This is a genomic window from Streptomyces sp. A0642 (assembly GCF_004795105.1).
Lineage (GTDB): Bacteria > Actinomycetota > Actinomycetes > Streptomycetales > Streptomycetaceae > Streptomyces.
This window is the reverse complement of sequence record NZ_SSBL01000009.1, coordinates 1-20,840: the sequence shown is the minus strand read 5'-3', so window position 1 is coordinate 20,840 and position 20,840 is coordinate 1. Positions and strand designations below refer to the sequence as shown.

Below are 20,840 nucleotides of genomic sequence, written 5' to 3'. Positions count from 1 at the left end.
CTCCTCAGGCCTCGTCGATGGCGCGGACCTCGCAGGTGACGGTCCAGCTCTCCGGGTGCACCTGGAGGAACCTACTGGCCCACTCCAGTGCCTCCGCCTTGTCCTTGCACTGGAGGATGGCGTACCCGCCGACGACTTCCTTCGTCTCGGTGAACGGCCCGTCGGTGTGGCTGAGCTCGCCCCCGGACCAGTGGACCCGGGTGCCCTGGGCGGTCGGGGTGAGGCCGGCCGTCTCCAGCATCACGCCCGCCTTGGTGATCTCCTCGAAGAGGGCGGTGACCCGCTCGTCGAAGCCGGGATCGGGCTCGAAGCCGGCCGCCGCCTGCTCGTCGATGCGGATGAGGGACATGAAGCGCGGCATGGTGACTCCTCGGTCGGGAGGGCGGGGGCTTTCCCCGCCTCTCACCTGTGCGTCGAACGGGAGACGTCCGGATCGACAGCCTCCCCGGAATTCTTCTGAGAAGTTTCCGGACCGGCCACCGGGGGGTCGCGCTCCTCAGCCGCCCGCCGGGCCGAGGGACTCGAAGCGCCAGCGGTGCACCGGCCTGGCGAGGATCCCGGGGGCCGGTTCGGGCAGCTCGGGCAGCTCGTCGCCGTACGCCGCATCCCACCAGGTGATGACCAGGACGCGGTCCTGCGGGGCGCGCAGCAGCTCGCCGCGCAGCGGGGTGCGTGCCAGCTCGCCGGTGCGGGCGCGGGCCCACTCCAGCAGTTCCGCGCCCCGGCCCTCGGCGGCCCGGGCCTCCCACATCAGCGCGACCGTCGTCCCGCTCATGAGTACAGGTTGTCCTTGCTGACCTCGTGCACATGGTCGTGCGTGGGGGTGTGGCCCACGCCCGGGACGTGGGTCTCGGTGACGGGCAGCGAGGAGTCGGCCGAGAGCTCCAGGTCGGAGGCGGGCCGGTTGCGGGCCACCATCTCCGCGCCCAGCGCGGCGACCATGGCGCCGTTGTCGGTGCACAGTCCGGGGCGCGGGACGCGCAGCCGGATGCCGGCCCGCTCGCACCGCTCCTCGGCGAGGGCCCGCAGCCGTGAGTTCGCCGCGACGCCGCCGCCGATCATCAGGTGGTCGACGCCCTCGTCCTTGCAGGCGCGGACGGCCTTCCGGGTGAGCACGTCCACCACGGCCTCCTGGAAGGACGCGGCCACGTCCCGTACCGGCACGTCCTCGCCCGCGGCCCGCTTCGCCTCGATCCAGCGGGCGACGGAGGTCTTCAGGCCGGAGAAGGAGAAGTCGTACGCGGGGTCGCGCGAGCCGCTCAGACCACGCGGGAACGCGATGGCCTTCGGGTCGCCCTCCCTGGCGAGGCGGTCGATGACCGGACCGCCGGGGAAGCCGAGGTCCAGCACCCGGGCGATCTTGTCGAAGGCCTCGCCCGCCGCGTCGTCGATGGTCGCGCCGAGCGGCCGCACGTCGTTGGTGATGTCGGGTGCGAGCAGGAGCGAGGAGTGGCCGCCGCTGACCAGCAGCGCCATCGTGGGCTCGGGGAGCGGGCCGTGCTCCAGCTGGTCGACGCAGATGTGCGAGGCCAGGTGGTTCACCCCGTAGAGGGGCTTGTTCAGCGCGTACGCGTACGCCTTGGCCGCCGAGACGCCGACGAGCAGGGCGCCGGCGAGTCCGGGTCCCGCGGTGACGGAGATGCCGTCGAGGTCGCGTCCGCTGACCCCGGCCTCCTTCAGGGCGCGCTCGATCGTGGGGACCATCGCCTCCAGGTGCGCGCGGGAGGCGATCTCCGGGACGACGCCGCCGAAGCGGGCGTGCGTGTCGACGCTGGACGCGACGGCGTCGGCGAGCAGCGTCGTGCCGCGGACGATACCGACGCCGGTCTCGTCGCAGGAGGTCTCGATGCCGAGTACGAGCGGTTCGTCAGCCATCAGTCAGTCTCGTTTTCTTGTACGTGCTCTTGTACGTGGAGGCGCATGACGAGTGCGTCGATGTTGCCCGGCTGGTAGTAGCCGCGGCGGAAGCCGATGGGCTCGAAACCGAAGCGTTCGTACAGCTTCTGCGCCCGGGTGTTGTCGACGCGGACCTCCAGCAGCACCTCGGCGCACTCGAATGCCGTGGCGTGCTTCAGCAGGTCGGTCAGCAGCTCGGCGCCGAGCCCGCCGCCCCAGTGGGCGCGGGTGACGCCGATCGTCTGTACGTCGGCGAGGTCGCCGGCCGCCGCGAGGCCCGCGTATCCGACGATCCGGCCGCTGACCGGGTCCTCGGCGACCACGTAGCGGCGGGTGGCGTGCGGGCCGCGGGAGTGCGCCAGCTCGGACCAGAACATGCCGGCCGACCAGGCGTCGTCCGGGAACAGCTCGTGCTCGAGCTCCAGCACCGGGTCGATGTCCCACCAGCGCATCTCGCGCAGCACTGCGGTCGTGGCGGTCACTTCGGGGTGACCACCTTGTAGTTCTTCGGGACCTGCGCGTCGGGCCTGCGCAGGTAGAGAGGCTGAGGCGGCAGCAGGCCGGCGCCCGCGGCGAGGCGTTCGGCGGCGAGGGCGGCCAGCGCACCGGCGGCGACGTGCTCGGGGCCGCGCGCGTCCGGGAACGCGTCGGGGTAGAGCACCGCGCCCGCCCCGACGACGGGGAGGCCGGCGAGCCGCTCGGCGATGTCGGCGGGCCGGTCGACGGCGGGTTCACCGGTCCGGGTGAGGGGGTCCTCGTACCGCGCCCAGTAGACCTCTTTGCGGCGGGCGTCCGTCGCGACGGCGAACGGGCCCGCCACCCCGGCCTGCCCCGCGGCGTACGCGAGGCCGTCCAGGGTGCAGATCCCGTGCACGGGCACGGACAGCGCCGAGCCGAACGTGGCGGCCGTCACCAGGCCGACCCGCAGTCCCGTGTACGGGCCGGGTCCGACGCCCACGACCAGGTCCGTCACGGTGTCGAGGGCCACTCCGGCCTCGGCGAGGACCCGGTCGACGGTGGGCAGCAGCAGCTCCCCGTGCCTTCGGGCGTCGACCTGACCGGACTCGGCGACGACGCGGGTCCCGTCGTGGAGGGCGACGGTGACGGCAGGGGTGGCGGTATCCATTGCGAGCAAGAGCACGCAAACAGCCTACGGCTCCGGCGCGGGCGGTACCGCGCCCCGTACGGCGTCCCGGGACGAGGTGGCTCCGGTGCTACCGTCACCGGGTATACGCGGAGTACGTGTAAACGCTTGTACGACATACGACGGCGAAAGAGGCGCACGGTGGCTAGGGGCAGCTCGGGAATCGTGGCCGCACTCACCGCGGCGGCCGTCGCCGCGGTCGGCTTCCTGGCCTACCAGGCGTCGGCGAACGTCCCCGACGACCTCGGGGCCAGGCCGAAGGCGTCCAGCAGCGCCCCGGCCCCGGGCGGCAGCGCCCGTCCGAAGCCGAAGAAGAACCCGCTGGCGGTCCCCGCCGCGTCCGGGACGGGCCCGCGTGTGGTGTACGCGCTGAGTGACCGCCGGGTGTGGCTGGTGGACGCGCAGAACAAGTCCACCCGGACCTTCAAGGTGATGCCGAGTGCGGTGAGCGCGCTGCCGGGCACCTACCGGGTGACCTCGCGCTCCGGCCGTGTCACGGGCTCCGACGGGGTGCCGATCGAGCACGTGGTCCGGTTCGCGTCCAACGACGACGTGGCCATCGGCTTCAGCGCCGCGCAGGACGGCTCGATGGAGAGCCCGGACCCGACGCTGAAGGCGGGCGGGGTGCGCATGTCCCGCGCGGACGGCGACGCGGTGTGGACGTTCGCCACGGTCGGCGCGAAGGTCGTCGTCGTCCCGTAACGGATGAACGGCCGCCGTCGGCGCCGTCCGCCAGTGGGGGCGACAGCTCGGATCGTCCTCCCCCGGCGGGTGAGCGGACGAGGCTCAGGCCCGCTTCGGGGGGTTCGTTCCCGGGCCTCCCCGGGGTGCGGGCGCCGTGCCGCGCGGGCGCGGGGCGGGCGGGGTGGAGACCGCGTCGGCCGCCGCCCCCGCCGCGAGCAGGTCTCTCATCGATACCGCCCGCGGTGGCTGCACGTCGTGCTCGGATGCCGGCATGGACGCCTCCTTGAGCTCCGGTGGAAGGCACGGTTAGGCAGACCTAACCTGCTCTCGTCCTCCATGTCACCACGCCCGCACCGCCCCGCGCAACAATATGCCGACACCCTGTCGGAAACGCGGCCCGTGGCGGCCGGCCTCTCAGGCCCCGGCCACGGCCCACGGGGCCCAGGAATCGTTGCGCAGCCCCGCCCACCTCGTGCCGATGCCCACGAGTTTCACCTCGCGCCGCTCGTCGTCCGTGTCGCCGACCGCGCGGTCGATCCGCACGTGGAGCCGGTCCTCGGAGAGCTCCTCGACCTTGCCCTCGCCCCACTCCACGACGACCACCGAGTCCGGCAGCGACACGTCGAGGTCCAGGTCCTCCATCTCGTCGAGCCCGCCGCCCAGGCGGTACGCGTCGACGTGGACGAGCGCCGGACCGTCGCCGAGCGACGGGTGTACGCGGGCGATCACGAAGGTGGGGGACGTGACGGCGCCGCGCACGCCGAGGCCCTCGCCGAGACCACGGGTCAGGGTCGTCTTCCCGGCGCCGAGTTCGCCGCTGAGCATCACCAGGTCGCCGGGGCGCAGCACACCGGAGATCCGGCGGCCCAGGGCCTGCATCTGTTCGGGGGATTCCACGGCCAGCGTGACGGTGACGGCGTCGCGGGCGGCGCCTGCGGCGAGCTCGGCCGCCGGGCTGTTGTGCGGTGCTTCCATGCCCGCCAACGTTAGAGGATTCCGGTACGGATCCGGCCCTCAGCCGGCGAGCCACCGGGACGACGGGGCCGGGCCCCGGTCCGCACCCGGCGCGACGGGCCCGGGGCCCTCACCCACGCGCCTCGGACGACTCCGGCACGGCCCCGGCCCGCACCAGCAGGTCCGCCAGCCGGTCCGTCACCGTCTCCGGGTGCTCCAGCATCACCAGGTGCCCGGCGTCCGGGACGATGACCAGTTCCGCGTCGGGCAGCTGGTCCGCGATGGCCTCGCTGTGCGAGCTGGGCGTCACCAGGTCCTTGTCGCCCGCCAGGATCAGCACCGGGACGTCCCGGAACAGCGGCAGCGCGTTGCTCTTGTCGTGCTCGGCGAAGGCGGGGTAGAACTCCGCGACGACGTCGATCGGCGTGGACTCGATGAGCCGCTCGGCGAACCGCTCGACAGCCGGGTCCACGTCCCGCGATCCGAACGAGTACCGCTTGATCAGCCCGGCGAACAGATCCGCGGTCGCCCGCCTCCCCCGCTCCACCAGCTCCGCCTGCGAGCCGAGCGCCTTCAGCACGCCCGGCAGCACCCGCCGCACCGCGTTCACGCCCACCACCGGCAGGCCGAAACTGACCTCGCTCAGCTTCCCGCCCGACGTGCCCACGAAGGCGACCGCGGCGACCCGGTCGCGCATCAGGGCGGGGTACTGGTCGGCGAACGCCATGATCGTCATGCCGCCCATGGAGTGCCCGACCAGCACCAGCGGGCCCTCGGGGGCGGCCGCGTCGATCACTGCCTTGAGGTCGCGGCCGAGCTGGTCGATGCCGACGTGCACCCCCTGCGCCTGCGCCCGGCCGCGCTCCGAGCGCCCGTGGCTGCGCTGGTCCCAGTGGACGGTCCGCACGAGACCGCGCAGGGCCGCCCGCTGGAAGTGCCAGGAGTCCTGGCTGAGGCAGTAGCCGTGACTGAAGACGACCGTCACCGGGGCGGGCGCCTTGCGTCCGAAGAGCCGGCGCCGGCGTGGACCGGCGGCGGCGGAGCCGAGGGGCGTGCCGCCCGCTCCCGGACGGCTGCCGGGGTCGACCTCGTCGATCTCGTAGTACAGCTCGGTGCCGTCGTCGGCCGCCGCCCGGCCCGGCAGCCCGCGCAGCGAGCCGTACGGTCCGCTGGCGTCCAGGGCCAGCCTGGCCCGCTTGCGCATGCCACGGCCGACGGTCAGCCGCTCGACCGCGACGCCGGCCGCCGCGCCCGCGGCGATCACACCTATGGCGGCCCCGGCGAAACCCGCCCGGCGCCAGCCGGCCGCCGAAGCGGCCGTCACCACCGCTTCCCCCGCGCTGATCTCGCTCACCGTGCCGCGCTCCTCGTCGGTCGTGTCGTGCCCGTCGGGTCGGTCAGGGCCGGCCGGTCTCCTGCGCTCTTGTCCGGCCGTCCCGGGACATGCTCAGATCGTGCCTGGTCAGGGGCGGTTGTTCGGTCAGGGCCCGGTCGAGGGGGCCTCCGGCGTTTCGTCGTCGCGGTAGACGCGCGGCACCCGGCCGCCGATCCGGGTGACGATCTCGTACGCGATCGTGTCCGCCGCCCGCGCCCAGTCCTCGGCGCTCGGCTCGCCCCGGTCCCCCGGGCCGAAGAGCACGGCTTCGCTGCCGACCGGCGGCTCGTCCCCGTCGAGATCGACGACGAACTGGTCCATGGCCACCCGGCCCGCGATCGTCCGCCGGACACCGCCGACCAGGACGGGGCCGCGGCCCGAGGCGTGGCGCGGGACGCCGTCCGCGTACCCGACCGGCACCAGGCCGAGCGTGGTCTCCGCGGACGTCGTGTAGTGGTGCCCGTAACTGACGCCGTGGCCGGCCGGCACCCGCTTCACCAGGGCGAGGGACGCGGCGAGCGTCATCACGGGACGCAGCCCGAAGTCCGCCGGGGTGCCGAGCTCGGGGCTGGGCGAGATGCCGTACAGGGCGATCCCGGTCCGCACGAGGTCGAAGTGCGACTCGGGCACCGTGAGCGTCGCCGGGGAGTTCGCGATGTGCCGCACCTCGGGCTCGACGCCGGCCTTCTCGGCGTACGCCACCATGTCGCGGAAGGTGTCGAGCTGGGCGGTGATGGAGGGGTGCCCGGGCTCGTCGGCGCAGGCGAAGTGGGACCACAGGCCGGTGATGCGGACGGTGCCCGCCTGCTCGGCGGTGCGGGCGGCGGCGACCAGTTCGGCCCAGTCGGCGGGCTGGCAGCCGTTGCGGCCGAGGCCGGTGTCGGCCTTGAGCTGGATACGGGCGGGCCGGCCCGCCTCCGCCGCCGCCGCGGTGACCTCGCGCAGCGCCCACAGGCCGCTCACCGACACGTCGATGTCGGCCTCGATCGCCTCGCGCCAGGGGCCGCCCGGCGTCCACAGCCAGCACATCACCCGGCCGCCGAGCCCGGCCGCGCGCAGGGCGAGCGCCTCGTGCGGGGTGGCGGTGCCCAGCCAGGTGGCGCCCGCTTCGAGGGCGGCGCGGGCGCAGCGCTCGGCCCCGTGTCCGTAGCCGTCGGACTTGACCACGGCCATGAGCTGCGCCCCGGCCGCCCGGGCACGCAGCACGCGCACGTTGGCGCGCAGTGCGGCGAGGTCGATCTCGGCACGGGCTCTCAGGGGCGCTGTCTCGTTCATCGCGCCCAGTCTCTCAGAGGCGTACGGCGAGACTCCCGGGCGGCGGGCGCGTCGGGGCCCGGTGGGCCGGCGCGGAAGCACGTCAGCGGTGGTGCAGCTCGTGGTCCACCTGGTCGACGAGGACGGGGACGTGGCTGTGCGGGACGTCCTTGACGGCGGTGACCAGCGTCACCGGACCACCCTCGCGGACGAGCGACATCAGCTCGTCCACGGCCGCCGCGTGCACGGGGTCGGCCAGCTCGGCGCGGTAGCGGTCGACGAACTCGTCGTACCGGGTCCCGGAGCGGTCCTCGTGGTACCAGGAGCGCAGTTCGTCCGACGGGGTGACGTCCTTGAGCCATCGGTCGATCGCGGCCCGGTCCTTGGAGACGCCGCGCGGCCACAGCCGGTCGACGAGGACGCGGGTGCCGTCGCCGTCCTCCGCCGGGTCGTACACCCGGCGTATCCGCAGCTCACCGTCGGCGGTCACGTGTGTCCCCTCTCGCCGCTTCCAGCATCGCTCAGGCCCGTACGTCCCGCCATGCCGCCCTGATCGCCTCGGCGACGTCCTGCGCGGCGACCGGGGATCCGTCGGAGGCGTGCCGTGCGGCGAGGCCGTGGAGGTAGGCGCCGGCGGACGCGGCGTCGCGCGGCACGAGGCCCGCGGCCAGCAGCGAACCGGTCAGCCCGGAGAGCACGTCCCCGCTGCCGGCGGTGGCCAGCCAGGAGGTGCCGGTCGGGTTGACCCGCACGGGGGTGCGGGGCTCGTCGGTGGCGATCAGGGTCGTCGACCCCTTGAGCAGGACCGTGGCACGGAACCGGGAGGCGAGTTCCCGTACGGCGGCGAGCCGCCCCGCCTCGACCTCCTCGCGCGCCACGCCGAGCAGCGCCGCGGCCTCCCCGGCGTGCGGGGTGAGGACGGTGGGCGCGGTGCGCGCGCGTACGACGTCCGCGTCCAGCAGCCGCAGTCCGTCCGCGTCGACGAGCACCGGCACGTCGGCGGCCAGCACGTCGGCGACCGCGTCGACGGCGTCCGTGCCGTCGCCGAGCCCCGGTCCGGCCACCCACGCCTGCACACGCCCCGCCTTCGAGGGCGGGCCCGCGTGGACGAGGGTCTCCGGATGGCGGGCGATCACCGCGTCGCCACCCGGCCCGACGTAGCGCACGGCCCCGGCCCCGCCACGCAGCGCCCCGGAGACGGCGAGGACCGCGGCCCCCGGGTAGCGCGCCGATCCGGCGGCGATGCCGACGACGCCGCGCCGGTACTTGTCGGTCTCCGCGGCGGGCACGGGCAGCAGCGCGGCGACGTCCGCGTACTGCAGCGCCTCCAGCTCGGGCACGTCCGGCAGTTCGGCGCCGAGCCCGATGTCGACGAGGTGCAGCGCACCGGCCCGTTCTGCGGCCGGGTCGACGAGCAGCCCCGGTTTGTACGCCCCGAAGGTGACGGTCGCGTCCGCGCGCACGGCGGCCCCCGGTACCTCGCCGGTGTCCGCCTCCACACCGCTCGGCAGATCGACGGCGAGGACGGGCGCCCCGTGCGCCGCGTAGTGCGCCACCACGGCGGCGGCGTCCGGCCGCAGTCCGCCGCGGCCGCCGATGCCGGTGATGCCGTCGACGACGAGGTCGATGTGCCCGCCCCGGTCGCGGTGCGGGCCGCCTTCACCGGCGTCCACCACCCGCCCGCCCGCCGCCAGCAGGGCCGCGACCCCGCCCTCGTGGGCCCGGCCGGCCGAGACGCGCACGGCCACGACTCCCGCCCCGCGCCGGGCCAGCCTGGCCCCCGCGTACAGGGCGTCGCCCCCGTTGTCGCCGCTGCCGACGAGGAGGACGACGCGGGAGCCGTAGACCCGGCCGCCGCGCCGCAGCAGGTCGGCGCAGGCGGCCGCGAGTCCGGCGGCGGCGCGCTGCATCAACGCGCCCTCCGGAAGCCGTGCCATCAGGGCCTGTTCGGCGGCCCGTACGGTCGAGACGCTGTAAGCGGTACGCATGGCACCAACGTACGCAGTAATCCGCGGGTACGCCCCCGGCTCAGCAATCCGCGGGTACGCCCCCGGCTCAGCCCTCCGCGATCACCACCGCCGAGGCCACCCCCGCGTCATGACTCAGCGACACGTGCCACTGCCGCACGCCCAGTTCGGCCGCGCGTGCGGCGACGGTCCCCTGGACCCGCAGCCGGGGCTGCCCGCTCTCCTCGACGTACACCTCGGCGTCCGTCCACAGCAGCCCGGCGGGCGCTCCGAGCGCCTTGGCGAGGGCCTCCTTGGCGGCGAACCGGGCGGCCAGCGAGGCGATCCCGCGCCGCTCGCCCCCGGGCAGCAGCAGCTCCCGCTCCACGAAGAGGCGCGCGGCCAGCTGCGGCGTACGTTCCAGCGCCGCGTCGAACCGCTCGATCTCCGCCACATCGATCCCGACCCCGATGATCACGTACGCACCCTCACTGCTCGCTCACGGCTCACTCCACGGTGACGGACTTCGCCAGGTTGCGCGGCTGGTCCACCTCGTTGCCGCGGGCCGTCGCCAGTTCGCAGGCGAAGACCTGCAAGGGCACGGTGGCGACCAGCGGCTGAAGCAGCGTAGGCGTTGCGGGGATCCGGATGAGGTGGTCGGCGTACGGGACGACCTCGTCGTCGCCCTCCTCCGCGATGACGACGGTGAGGGCGCCGCGGGCCCGGATCTCCTGGATGTTCGACACGATCTTGTCGTGCAGCACCGACCGCCCGGCGGGTGACGGCACCACCACGACGACGGGGAGCCCTTCCTCGATGAGTGCGATCGGCCCGTGCTTGAGCTCGCCGGCGGCGAACCCCTCGGCGTGCATGTACGCGAGTTCCTTGAGCTTCAACGCGCCTTCCAGGGCGACCGGATAGCCGACGTGCCGGCCGAGGAAGAGCACGGTGTCGTGCGAGGCCAGCGACCGGGCCAGCTCACGGACCGGCTCCATGGTGGACAGGACCCGGCCGACGGAGCCGGAGATGTCGGAGAGCTGGCGGATGACGGTGCGGATCTCGTCGCCCCACTTGGTCCCGCGGACCTGGCCGAGATAGAGGGCGACGAGGTAGCAGGCGACCAACTGGGTCAGGAACGCCTTGGTGGAGGCGACGGCGACCTCGGGGCCGGCGTGCGTGTAGAGCACGGCGTCGGACTCGCGCGGGATGGTGGAGCCGTTGGTGTTGCAGATGGCGAGGACCTTCGCGCCCTGTTCGCGGGCGTGCCGCAGGGCCATCAGGGTGTCCATCGTCTCGCCGGACTGCGAGATGGCGATGACCAGGGTGTGCGGGTCGAGGATCGGGTCGCGGTAGCGGAACTCGCTGGCGAGCTCGGTCTCGCAGGGGATGCGGGTCCAGTGCTCGATGGCGTACTTGGCGATCATCCCGGCGTGGAACGCGGTCCCGCAGGCGACGATCACCACCTTGTCGACCTCGCGCAGCTCGCCCCGCGTGATCCGCACCTCGTCGAGGTGGAGCGTGCCCTCCGGATCGATCCGGCCGAGGAGGGTGTCGGTGACGGCCTTGGGCTGCTCGGCGATCTCCTTGAGCATGAAGGAGGCGTAGCCGCCCTTCTCGGCGGCGGAGGCGTCCCAGTCCACGTGGTACGCGTGCACGTCGGCGGGCTCCCCGTCGAAGCCGGTGACGACGACTCCCTCCCGCCGCAGCTCGACCACCTGGTCCTGGCCGAGCTCGATCGCGGAACGGGTGTGGGCGATGAACGCGGCGACGTCGGAGGCGAGGAAGGCCTCTCCGTCCCCCACCCCGACGACGAGCGGCGAGTTGCGCCGGGCCCCGACCACCACGTCGGGCGCGTCCGCGAAGACGGCCACGAGCGTGAAGGCCCCTTCGAGGCGGCGGCAGACCTGCCGCATCGCCTCCGCCGGGTCCGCGCTCTGCGAGGACGCCTCGGCGAGGAGGTGGGCGACGACCTCGGTGTCGGTCTCGGAGACCAGGTCGTGGCCGCGCCGGCCGAGCTCGGCGCGCAGGGCGGCGAAGTTCTCGATGATCCCGTTGTGGACGACGGCGACGCGTCCGGCGTTGTCGAGGTGCGGGTGGGCGTTGATGTCGGTGGGGCCGCCGTGGGTGGCCCACCGGGTGTGCCCGATCCCGGCGCTGCCGGCCGGCAGCGGCCGCTCGACCAGCGCCTTCTCCAGGTTGACGAGCTTCCCGGCCTTCTTGGCGGCGGCCAGTCCCCCGTCGGCCAGGATCGCGATCCCGGCGGAGTCGTATCCCCGGTACTCCAGCCGTTTGAGACCGGCGACGACGACGTCCTGCGCCGACTGCCCACCGACGTAACCCACGATTCCGCACATAGTGGTCCTTTCCTGGTCACCAGCCCCTGTTCTTCGCATAGTCGCAGAAGCAACCGCTATTTCAAGCCCACGAACGAGACCGGTCGGACAGGTCGATCCCGATCCCGCCTGTGCGGCGGTGGGAGGCAGCGGCGCCAACCGCCCCCGCCCGGCGCGGGAGAACAAGGCCTCACCCGACCCGGTCCGGCGCGGGAGGACAGGGCCAACCAAGCCCGCCCGGCGCGGGAGGACTCAGCGCCGTCGAAGGCGGCCGCCGCCTCCCCCACGCACCCGGCCCTACCCCACGCGCACCGCCTCCTGCCCCGGGGCCTCCGCGTCCTTCCGAGCCTCCCGGGCCCCCCGCTCCCCCTTCACCAGCAGCAGCACCGCCGCCCCCGCGACGATCCCCGCCACCCCGGCCACCACGGCCGCCGTGTTCAGCCCCGAGGCGAACGCCGCCCGCATCGCGTGCTCCGGCACCCCCGCCGCGCGCAGGCCGGACGCGCCGCCGCCCGCGAGCGCGTGGGACTGCTCCTGGCTCAGCGTCCCGCCGATCCGCGAGGTCAGCACCGTCCCGAGCACGGCGACCCCGAAGGCGTACCCGAGCTGCCGGAAGGTGTTGACCGCGCCGCCCGCCATGCCCGCCCGCTCCGGCTCCACAGCGGCGAGCGCGGCGCCCGCGAGCGCCGGGGACACCAGGCCCGTACCGATGCCCGCGACGATCAGCCCCGGCAGCAGCGCCGGCCACGAGGAGCCCGCGCCCAGGACCGCCTGGCCGAGCGTGCCGGCGCCGATCAGGGCGAGCCCGATGCCGATGGTCAGCCTCGGCTGCACCCCGTGCAGCAGCCGTCCGCCGACGGCCGCCACCACGAACGCGGTCGCGGCCAGCGGCAGGAGCGCCAGTCCGCCCTGGACGGGACTGAGGCCGAGGACGGTCTGCAGCCAGATCGAGGTGTACGGCAGGACGGCGAAGGCCGCCATGTTGTACGCGAGCGCCCCGGCCATCACCCCGGTGAACGCGGACTTCCGGAACAGCGACAGCTCCAGCAGCGGGTGGGCGACGCGCCGTTCGACGAGCACGAAGCAGAGCAGGGCGAGCGCGGCGATCCCGAACGTGGCGAGCGTGCGCCCCGACGTCCAGCCCAGGCTCCCCGCCCGTACGACGGCGTACGTCGCCGCCGCCGCGAACACCGCGAAGCTCGCGGTCCCCGCCCAGTCGATGCGCCGGCCCCGCGCCCCGTGCGACTCGGGCACGGTGCGGGCCGTCAGCCAGACCGCGGCGACGCTGACCGGGAGGTTCACGAAGAAGATCCAGCGCCAGCCGGGCCCCTCGGTCAGCAGCCCGCCGACCACCGGTCCGATCGCGGCGGCGCCCCCGCTCACCGCACCCCACAGCCCGAGCGCGACCGACCGGTCCTTGCCCCGGTACACGGAGGCGAGCAACGGCAGCGTGGTCGCGAACATCGCGGCGGCGCCCACCCCTTGGACCCCGCGCGCGGCGACGAGCACCGCCGGCGACGACGCGAGCCCGCACGCCAGGGAGGCGACGGCGAAGAGCACGACGCCCGCGACATGGACCCGGCGCCGCCCCAGCAGATCGGCGGCGGCCCCGATGCCGAGCAGCAGCGCGGCCAGCGCGAGCGCGTATCCGTCGATGACCCACTGGAGGTCGGAGAGCGACGCGTCCAGCACCCCTGCCATCTCGGGCAGCGCCACGATGACGATCGTGACGTCGAGCAGCAGCATGAACGTCCCCAGACAGACCGCGGTGAGCGGCCCCCACTTACGCATGTGTTTCTCCTCGTACGGACTTCGGCGTGGCCGGCGACCACTCCCGTACGATCGGAGAAGCGCGGCGGAGGCCACTGGCTGGAGGGCGCCGAGCGCCGGAATCCGACGCGAATGAGGCCACCACCGATGGAATCCCACGCAGGGGGCGAGGTTCTCGACCTCCAGATCCTGCACGCACTGGAACTGGACGCCCGCGCCCCGTTCAGCCGGATCGCGACCGTGCTCGGCGTCTCCGACCAGACCGTGGCCCGCCGCTTCCGCAGACTGCGCTCCGAGGCCGGCCTGCGGGTCGTCGGGGTCCGCTGCGCGGCCGCCGAGGACCCCCTCGACCACTGGCTGCTGCGCGTGCGCTGCGCGCCCGAGGGCGCGCCGGCCATCGCCGAAGCCCTGGCCAAGCGCCCGGACACGGCGTGGATCGGCCTCACTTCGGGCGGTACGGAGGTGACCTGCACGGCGAACGTCCGCTCCCGGGACGACGCGGACGACCTGCTCCTCGGCAAGCTCCCGCGCACCCCGCACATCCTCGACATCCGCGCCCACCAGCTGCTGCACCGCTTCTACGGCGGCCCGTCCGGCTGGCTCCACAAGAGCGGCGCCCTGTCCCCGGAACAGTCCGCCGCCCTCACTCCTCCCCCTCTTCCGGACCACCCCGGCCCGGCCGTCATCACCGCCGAGGACGAACCCCTGGTCACCGCGCTGGAGGCGGACGGCCGGGCCACGTATCCCGCACTCCAGAAGGCGACGGGCCGGTCCGAGTCGGCGGTCAAGCGCCGCACGGCCCAGCTCGTGGCCTCGGGCGCCCTGTACGTGGACGTCGAGTTCGACTGCGGCCACTTCGGCTTCGGCCATCCGGCGATGCTCTCCATCACCGCAGCGCCCCGCGCCCTCCACACGGTGGGAGAGGAACTCGCGACCCACCCGGAGGTCGCCTACGCGGCGGCGACCACGGGCGCGTCCAACCTGGTGGCGGTCGTGATCACCCGCGACTCGGGCCACCTGTACCGCTATCTGAGCGAACGCCTGGGGCAGCTGGAGGGGGTCGAACACGTGGAATCGATGCCGTTCCTGCGCCGGGTGAAGCAGCTGACGTACCGGCCGTTCCGGGGGTGACCGCCACGGCCGTGCGGCGTCAGCCACCGAGAACCCGCGGGACGCGCTCGCGCGGGCGCCATGCCCCCCGTACCTCGAGCGAGCGCGAGGCCGAGGGCGGATCACGACGCTCTTCCGCCGGCCGGTCACATCTCTCCCGTGCGCTCCGTCAGGGAAGCAACAGCGATCCGAACACCTGAGGAGACGGCGATGGCACCGCGTTCGATCACAGCAGAGGTCCCTATGGTTCCGCGCATGGCCGAGGACCCCGCAGGACTCGTCCCCGAGCTGGCGGAGGTGTCGGCGGCCCTGTTCCGGGCCACAGGCAACGGTTCGGTCCCGCGTTCCACGATCAGCCTGGTCCAGCTGCGTGCCGGCCAGATCGTCGGCAGCACGTACCTGACGGTGCTGCACACGGGTTTCCTGCGGAAGGCCGGGCAGTCGGAGGAACGGATCACGTCGGTGGCGTCCTGGCAGGACTCGCCGTACTTCACCGGTGCCGAGCGTGCCGCTCTGGCGCTGGTGGAAGCCGTGCTCCAGCCGTCGGCGGGCGGTGAGCGGGTCTCGGACGAACTGTTCGCCCGGGCGGCCGGGCACTATGAGGACAAGGCCCTCGCCACGCTGATGTTCGCGATCGGCCAGGTCAACTTCTTCATCGCCGTGGCGCTCATCGCCAAGCCGGTGCCCGGCCGGTCGTTCACCGACCCCTGGAAGTAGCGAACCGGCCCGCCGGCCCGGGCGGGCGCATCCCTACCGCGCGGCCGCCGGGCCGTCGGGGGACCGCAGCCATCCGCCGCTCCGGGCCGGCTCGCCTGCCGTGCGCAGCGGCGGGTGACGGCCGGACGCGCGTCAGTAGGTGCGACTCGATGGCCGACGCGGTCGATCCCTCAGCACGCGCCCGGCCAGGACGCCGCCGGGACGGTCGTACGGGCGGCTGCCGACGGCGAGTCCCGGACCGCCGAGGTCATCGCGGACATCCGGGGACGACGGGTGCGGGGGATCGCGGTGCTGACGTGGGGTGAGCGGCCGGTGGGACGGGGAACCGTCCTGCCCGTGTCACAGGGGGCCGGGCTGTCTCGTCCACAGGGATGTAACCACCGGACGCACGGAGGAGCACACCATGGACGCGCGACTGAACTACTTCACCGACCCCACCGCCGCCAAGGCCCTCAAGCACCTCATGTCAGCGGGCAAGGCGCTCAAGGAGTCGCCGCTGCCGCCCGCGACGCAGGAGCTGGTGGCCCTGCGTGTAAGCCAGATCAACGGCTGCGCCGTCTGCATCGACATGCACACCAAGGACGCCACGGCCGCCGGTGAGACCCCGGTGCGGCTGCACCTGGTGGCGGCCTGGCGCGAGGCGACGGTCTTCACCGAGGCCGAGCGTGCCGCGCTGGAGCTGGCGGAGCAGGGAACCAGGGTCGCCGACGCGGGAAACGGGGTCGACGACGAGGTGTGGTCGCGGGCCGCGAAGCACTACGACGAGGAACAGCTCACCGCCCTGGCGCTGCTGGTCTCCTTCATGAACGCGGCCAACCGGCTGAACATCATCGCCCGGCAGCCGGCCGGCGACTACGAGGCCGGACAGTTTCACTGAGGGTCCGCCGACCCCCGGGGCGCCGTCGTGCGCCCCGGGCCCTGGGGGGCTTGAACGGCCCCCCACGAGCACAGGATCAGTCAGTCAGGACATGCCCGCCCGGGGGAACGGCGGGCGCACGACCCGAGGGAGATGCGGCGTGGACAAGGCCGGAGAGTTCGAGGAACTGCGGCCCCTGCTGTTCTCGATCGCGTACCGGATCCTGGGCAGCGTGAGCGAGGCGGAGGACGCGGTGCAGGAGGCATGGCTGCGCTTCGACGGCTCGGCGACCGTTCCCACGTCGGTCAAGGCGTTCCTGTCCACCACGGTGACGCGGATCTCGATCGACGTGCTGCGCTCCGCGCGGATGCGGCGGGAGGAGTACGTGGGCCCGTGGTTCCCCGAGCCGCTGCTCAGCGATCCGTATCAGGATCCGGCGCGCTCGGCGGAGCTGGCCGATTCGGTGTCGATGGCCGCGTTGCTGCTGCTGGAGCGTCTCAGTCCGCTGGAACGGTCGGTGTTCGTGCTGCGCGAGGTGTTCGGCTTCGGGTTCGACGACGTCGCGTCGGCGGTGGGGCGTTCGGAGGCGGCGTGCCGCCAGCTGCTCGTACGGGCGCGGCGGCACATGGAGGCCGGGCGGCCGCGGTTCGAGGCGGACCGCCAGGAGCGTGAGGAGCTGGCGAGGCGGTTCTTCGACGCGCTTCGCGAGGGCGACGTCACCGCCCTGCGGGATCTGCTGGCCGCCGACGTGCAGATGGCCGGGGACGGCGGCGGCAAGGCCCCGCAGCTGGCCAGGGCGGTCGCCGGCGCCGATAACGTGGCGCGCCTGCTGGCGTCCGTCTTCCCGCTGCTGGCCCGGATCGACGTCACGTTCGAGCTCCACGAGGTCAACGCCCAGCCCGGCGCCGTCTTCCGCGACAGGGACGGCAAGGTGCTCCAGGCGCTGGCCCTCGACGTGCTCGACGGGCAGATCCAGACCATCCGCACGGTGATCAACCCCGACAAGCTCGGCCACCTGGGACCGGTCGCCGACGCCTGGACCGTCAGCGACGAGGTGAAGCGGGCCCGCCACGACAGGGGGTGACCCGGGAGCGGTGCAGCCGGCTCGGGCCCCGGCCGCCGGATCCGGAGACGCGGAAGGAACCTCGCGTTGCATGATCATGCGAGATGATGCATAATCTTCCTATGTCTAAGGTCCTCACCTCCCTGCCCACCGGCGAGCGCGTCGGCATCGCCTTCTCGGGCGGCCTCGACACCTCGGTCGCGGTCGCGTGGATGCGCGACAAGGGCGCCGTCCCGTGCACCTACACCGCCGACATCGGTCAGTACGACGAGCCCGACATCGCCTCCGTGCCCGGCCGCGCCAAGGCCTACGGCGCCGAGCTCGCGCGCCTGGTCGACTGCCGTGCGGCGCTCGTCGAGGAGGGGCTGGCCGCGCTCACCTGCGGCGCGTTCCACATCCGTTCGGGCGGGCGGGCGTACTTCAACACCACGCCGCTCGGCCGCGCCGTGACGGGCACGCTCCTGGTGCGGGCGATGCTTGAGGACGACGTGCAGATCTGGGGCGACGGCTCCACGTACAAGGGCAACGACATCGAGCGGTTCTACCGCTACGGTCTCCTCGCCAACCCGCACCTGCGGATCTACAAGCCCTGGCTCGACGCGGACTTCGTGACCGAGCTCGGCGGCCGCAAGGAGATGTCGGAGTGGCTGGTCGCCCATGATCTGCCGTACCGGGACAGCACGGAGAAGGCGTACTCCACCGACGCCAACATCTGGGGCGCCACCCACGAGGCGAAGACGCTGGAGCACCTGAACACCGGCGTGGAGAGCGTCGACCCGATCATGGGCGTGAAGTTCTGGGACCCCTCGGTCGAGATCCGGACCGAGGACGTCACGATCGGCTTCGACCAGGGCCGCCCGGTGACCATCAACGGCGAGAAGTTCGAGTCCGCCGTCGACCTGGTGATGAAGGCGAACACCATCGGCGGCCGCCACGGCATGGGCATGTCCGACCAGATCGAGAACCGGATCATCGAGGCCAAGAGCCGCGGCATCTACGAGGCCCCCGGCATGGCCCTGCTGCACGCCGCGTACGAGCGTCTGGTCAACGCCATCCACAACGAGGACACCCTCGCCCAGTACCACAACGAGGGCCGCCGCCTCGGCCGGCTGATGTACGAGGGCCGCTGGCTGGACCCGCAGGCGCTCATGGTGCGCGAGTCGATCCAGCGCTGGGTCGGCACCGCCGTCACCGGCGAGGTGACGCTGCGGCTGCGGCGCGGCGAGGACTACTCGATCCTCGACACGACGGGCCCGGCGTTCAGCTACCACCCGGACAAGCTGTCCATGGAGCGCACCGAGGACTCCGCGTTCGGCCCGGTCGACCGGATCGGCCAGCTCACGATGCGCAACCTCGACATCGCCGACTCCCGCGCCAAGCTGGAGCAGTACGCGGGCCTCGGCCTGATCGGCAACGCCAACCCGGCCATCGGGGCGGCCCAGGCCGCCGCGACCGGCCTGATCGGCTCCCTCCCGGAGGGCGGCGCCGAGGCCATCGCCTCCCGCGGCGAGGTCTCCGAAACGGACGAGATGCTGGACCGCGCCGCGATGGAGTCCGGCACGGACTAGCTCCGGGGCGGAAGGCCGCCCGGCGCCCCGTGCGCCGGGCGGCCTTCCGCTTTCCTGGGTCGAAAAGCCCGCCCCCGGCCGTGAGGCCGGGCGCGGGGAGGGCGGCCCCTCCGCCCCCGTCCCCCACGTGACCGACCCCACCCCCCACTCCGCGGCAACTCCCGCGACAATGAACCCGTGATCACCTCGCCCACACGGAGCACGAACCGACGCGCCGAGCCCGCCGCGACGCCGTACGTCGACCTCTCCCGGGCGGAGTGGAGCGCGCTGCGCGACAAGACGCCGCTGCCGCTGACCGCCGATGAGGTGGAGCGGCTGCGCGGACTCGGGGACGTCATCGACCTCGACGAGGTGCGGGACGTCTACCTGCCGCTCTCGCGCCTCCTCAATCTGTACGTCCAGGCCACATCCGGGCTGCGCGGGGCCCTGAACACCTTCCTCGGGGACGCCGGCAACGGGCACGGTGCGCAGCGCGGGACACCGTTCGTCATAGGGGTCGCGGGCAGTGTCGCGGTGGGCAAGTCCACCAGCGCCCGTATCCTCCAGGCGCTGCTGGCCCGCTGGCCGGAGCACCCGCGGGTGGAGCTGGTGACCACGGACGGGTTCCTGCTGCCGATGAAGGAGCTCCACGCGCGCGGCCTGATGTCGCGCAAGGGCTTCCCGGAGTCGTACGACCGGCGCGCGCTGACCCGCTTCGTCGCCGACATCAAGGCGGGCAAGGACGAGGTGACCGCGCCCGTCTACTCGCACCTGATCTACGACATCGTGCCGGACGAGCGGCTCACCGTGCGGCGTCCGGACATCCTCATCGTGGAAGGGCTGAACGTCCTGCAGCCCGCACTGCCCGGCAAGGACGGCCGCACCCGCGTCGGCCTCGCGGACTACTTCGACTTCAGCGTGTACGTGGACGCCAGGCCCGAGGACATCGAGACCTGGTACCTCAACCGCTTCCGCAAGCTGCGCGCCACGGCGTTCCAGGACCCGTCCTCGTACTTCCGCAAGTACACGCAGGTCTCCGAGGCGGAGGCGATGGCGTACGCGGCGACCATGTGGCGGACCGTCAACAAGCCCAATCTGGTGGAGAACGTGGCGCCGACCCGCGGCCGTGCCACGCTGGTGCTGCGCAAGGGCCCCGACCACAAGGTCCAGCGGCTGTCCCTGCGCAAGCTCTGACCGGATCACGTCCTCACAAGGAGCGTTGTGCTGCATCTCCGCCTGATCGTCCCGGCCGACCGTACGGACGAGGTGACGGGCCTGCTGGAACGGACCGTCGGCACGGCCCATCTCGCGGTGCTGCCCGGGGTGGCGCGCGACCCGGTGGGCGACGTCGTCCTGTGCGACGTGGCGCGCGAGGCCGGCGACGAGCTGATCGGCGCGTTGCGGCGGCTCGGGGTCGACAAGTACGGCGCGATCACCGTCGAGAACATGGACCTGACGCTCTCCGCCCGCGCCGACCTGGCCGAGGCGGAGGCGCCGGGCGAGGGCGCGGACGCGGTGCTGTGGGAGGAGCTGACCGACGTCACCCACGAGGACTCGACGTTCAGCGTCACCTACGTGGCGTTCCTCGCGGTCGCGACGATGCTCGCCGCCTGCGGTGTGATGCTCGACAACGCGATCCTGATCGTGGGAGCGATGGCGGTGGGCCCGGAGTTCGGGCCGCTGGCCGGAATCTCCACGGCGCTGGTGCAACGGGCCCCGCGTCTGGTGGGGCGGTCGCTGTGGGCGCTGATCGGCGGATTCGCCGCCGCCATGGCGGTGACCGCCGGCTTCGCCTGGCTGATGGACGCCTTCGGACTGTTCGACGAGGCCATGATCGAGGGGGCCCGGCCCAACACGGCGTTCGTCTGGCAGCCGGACTGGCTGTCGTTCGTGGTGGCGTTCCTCGCGGGCATCGCCGGGACGCTCTCGCTGACCTCGGCGAAGTCCGGGGCGCTGATCGGTGTCGCGATCTCGGTGACGACCGTGCCGGCCGCGGCCAACGCGGCGGTGGCGTTCAGCTACGGCGACTACGGCCAGATGACGGGATCGATCCAGCAGCTGCTGGCGAACCTCGGCGGGATCGTGCTGGCGGGGACGCTCACGCTGCTGGCCCAGAAGGCCCTGTGGCGCACCGCCCGCCGCCGCCAGCGGACGAACGCGAAGGCGCCGCTGGGCGCGGACGCATAGGGCG

General features: G+C 73.2%; 22 protein-coding genes. 8 read left to right on the top strand and 14 right to left on the bottom strand.

The annotated features are described in order from the left end of the window. Positions 1 to 4: 4 nt before the first annotated feature. From E6R60_RS17880 to tsaB, 5 genes are all read right to left on the bottom strand, one after another. The gene (locus E6R60_RS17880; protein ID WP_136327576.1) at positions 5 to 361 is read right to left on the bottom strand and encodes a YciI family protein; all 357 of its coding nucleotides are present in this window, start codon (positions 359 to 361) and stop codon (positions 5 to 7) included. A 135-nt stretch (positions 362 to 496) separates the two neighbouring features. After that, complete coding sequence (locus E6R60_RS17875) at positions 497 to 775, bottom strand: hypothetical protein (RefSeq protein ID WP_136327575.1); 279 nt, start codon at positions 773 to 775, stop codon at positions 497 to 499. Then, positions 772 to 1,875: a tRNA (adenosine(37)-N6)-threonylcarbamoyltransferase complex transferase subunit TsaD gene (gene tsaD / locus E6R60_RS17870; RefSeq protein WP_136327574.1), complete on the bottom strand. Its 1,104-nt coding sequence runs from the start codon at positions 1,873 to 1,875 to the stop codon at positions 772 to 774. Before tsaD ends, E6R60_RS17875 begins: the two co-directional genes overlap by 4 nt. Beyond that, complete coding sequence (gene rimI, locus E6R60_RS17865) at positions 1,875 to 2,378, bottom strand: ribosomal protein S18-alanine N-acetyltransferase (protein ID WP_136327573.1); 504 nt, start codon at positions 2,376 to 2,378, stop codon at positions 1,875 to 1,877. The genes tsaD and rimI overlap by 1 nt, the downstream gene beginning before the upstream one ends. Beyond that, positions 2,375 to 3,022 (bottom strand): tRNA (adenosine(37)-N6)-threonylcarbamoyltransferase complex dimerization subunit type 1 TsaB, encoded by a 648-nt coding sequence (gene tsaB, locus E6R60_RS17860; protein WP_136327747.1) that lies wholly within the window; start codon positions 3,020 to 3,022, stop codon positions 2,375 to 2,377. Before tsaB ends, rimI begins: the two co-directional genes overlap by 4 nt. Before the next feature lie 159 nt (positions 3,023 to 3,181). Here tsaB and E6R60_RS17855 point away from each other — a divergent pair, with 159 nt between their 5' ends. After that, positions 3,182 to 3,742, top strand: coding sequence for a hypothetical protein (locus E6R60_RS17855; RefSeq protein ID WP_240802610.1), 561 nt, complete (start codon positions 3,182 to 3,184; stop codon positions 3,740 to 3,742). 84 nt (positions 3,743 to 3,826) lie between these two features. Here the strand turns inward: E6R60_RS17855 and E6R60_RS36765 are convergent, their stop codons facing one another. The 9 genes from E6R60_RS36765 to E6R60_RS17815 form a co-directional block, all read right to left on the bottom strand. Continuing rightward, positions 3,827 to 3,997 (bottom strand): hypothetical protein, encoded by a 171-nt coding sequence (locus E6R60_RS36765; RefSeq protein ID WP_168713633.1) that lies wholly within the window; start codon positions 3,995 to 3,997, stop codon positions 3,827 to 3,829. A gap of 141 nt (positions 3,998 to 4,138) precedes the next feature. Beyond that, complete coding sequence (gene tsaE, locus E6R60_RS37020; protein WP_206309448.1) at positions 4,139 to 4,699, bottom strand: tRNA (adenosine(37)-N6)-threonylcarbamoyltransferase complex ATPase subunit type 1 TsaE; 561 nt, start codon at positions 4,697 to 4,699, stop codon at positions 4,139 to 4,141. A gap of 109 nt (positions 4,700 to 4,808) precedes the next feature. Next, the gene (locus E6R60_RS17845; RefSeq protein WP_136327571.1) at positions 4,809 to 6,032 is read right to left on the bottom strand and encodes an alpha/beta hydrolase; all 1,224 of its coding nucleotides are present in this window, start codon (positions 6,030 to 6,032) and stop codon (positions 4,809 to 4,811) included. A gap of 126 nt (positions 6,033 to 6,158) precedes the next feature. Beyond that, positions 6,159 to 7,328: an alanine racemase gene (gene alr / locus E6R60_RS17840; RefSeq protein WP_136327570.1), complete on the bottom strand. Its 1,170-nt coding sequence runs from the start codon at positions 7,326 to 7,328 to the stop codon at positions 6,159 to 6,161. Positions 7,329 to 7,410: 82 nt separating this feature from the next. After that, complete coding sequence (locus E6R60_RS17835; RefSeq protein WP_136327569.1) at positions 7,411 to 7,797, bottom strand: DUF488 family protein; 387 nt, start codon at positions 7,795 to 7,797, stop codon at positions 7,411 to 7,413. A gap of 31 nt (positions 7,798 to 7,828) precedes the next feature. Further along, a complete protein-coding gene (locus E6R60_RS17830) occupies positions 7,829 to 9,295 on the bottom strand; it encodes an NAD(P)H-hydrate dehydratase (protein WP_136327568.1) in 1,467 nt (488 codons plus the stop codon). A 67-nt stretch (positions 9,296 to 9,362) separates the two neighbouring features. Further along, a complete protein-coding gene (locus tag E6R60_RS17825) occupies positions 9,363 to 9,731 on the bottom strand; it encodes a holo-ACP synthase (protein ID WP_136327567.1) in 369 nt (122 codons plus the stop codon). 28 nt (positions 9,732 to 9,759) lie between these two features. Beyond that, positions 9,760 to 11,607 carry a glutamine--fructose-6-phosphate transaminase (isomerizing) gene (glmS, locus tag E6R60_RS17820; protein WP_136327566.1) on the bottom strand — a complete coding sequence of 616 codons (1,848 nt, stop codon included), beginning with the start codon at positions 11,605 to 11,607 and terminating at the stop codon, positions 9,760 to 9,762. A 276-nt stretch (positions 11,608 to 11,883) separates the two neighbouring features. Further along, a complete protein-coding gene (locus tag E6R60_RS17815; protein WP_136327565.1) occupies positions 11,884 to 13,377 on the bottom strand; it encodes an MFS transporter in 1,494 nt (497 codons plus the stop codon). A 126-nt stretch (positions 13,378 to 13,503) separates the two neighbouring features. Here E6R60_RS17815 and E6R60_RS17810 point away from each other — a divergent pair, with 126 nt between their 5' ends. The 7 genes from E6R60_RS17810 (at position 13,504) to E6R60_RS17780 (ending at position 20,836) form a co-directional block, all read left to right on the top strand. Next, complete coding sequence (locus tag E6R60_RS17810; RefSeq protein WP_136327564.1) at positions 13,504 to 14,487, top strand: Lrp/AsnC ligand binding domain-containing protein; 984 nt, start codon at positions 13,504 to 13,506, stop codon at positions 14,485 to 14,487. 189 nt (positions 14,488 to 14,676) lie between these two features. Next, positions 14,677 to 15,183 carry a carboxymuconolactone decarboxylase family protein gene (locus tag E6R60_RS37015; protein ID WP_206309447.1) on the top strand — a complete coding sequence of 169 codons (507 nt, stop codon included), beginning with the start codon at positions 14,677 to 14,679 and terminating at the stop codon, positions 15,181 to 15,183. A 403-nt stretch (positions 15,184 to 15,586) separates the two neighbouring features. Continuing rightward, positions 15,587 to 16,060: a carboxymuconolactone decarboxylase family protein gene (locus E6R60_RS17800; protein ID WP_136327563.1), complete on the top strand. Its 474-nt coding sequence runs from the start codon at positions 15,587 to 15,589 to the stop codon at positions 16,058 to 16,060. 139 nt (positions 16,061 to 16,199) lie between these two features. Further along, positions 16,200 to 17,123 carry an RNA polymerase sigma-70 factor gene (locus tag E6R60_RS17795; RefSeq protein WP_206309446.1) on the top strand — a complete coding sequence of 308 codons (924 nt, stop codon included), beginning with the start codon at positions 16,200 to 16,202 and terminating at the stop codon, positions 17,121 to 17,123. 101 nt (positions 17,124 to 17,224) lie between these two features. After that, entirely contained in the window at positions 17,225 to 18,670 is a 1,446-nt protein-coding gene (gene argG, locus E6R60_RS17790; protein WP_136327561.1) for an argininosuccinate synthase, read from the top strand. A 177-nt stretch (positions 18,671 to 18,847) separates the two neighbouring features. After that, on the top strand, positions 18,848 to 19,843 hold the full coding sequence (coaA, locus tag E6R60_RS17785) for a type I pantothenate kinase (RefSeq protein WP_136327560.1): 996 nt from the start codon (positions 18,848 to 18,850) through the stop codon (positions 19,841 to 19,843). 27 nt (positions 19,844 to 19,870) lie between these two features. Then, on the top strand, positions 19,871 to 20,836 hold the full coding sequence (locus tag E6R60_RS17780) for a DUF389 domain-containing protein (protein ID WP_136327559.1): 966 nt from the start codon (positions 19,871 to 19,873) through the stop codon (positions 20,834 to 20,836). Positions 20,837 to 20,840: the final 4 nt, after the last annotated feature.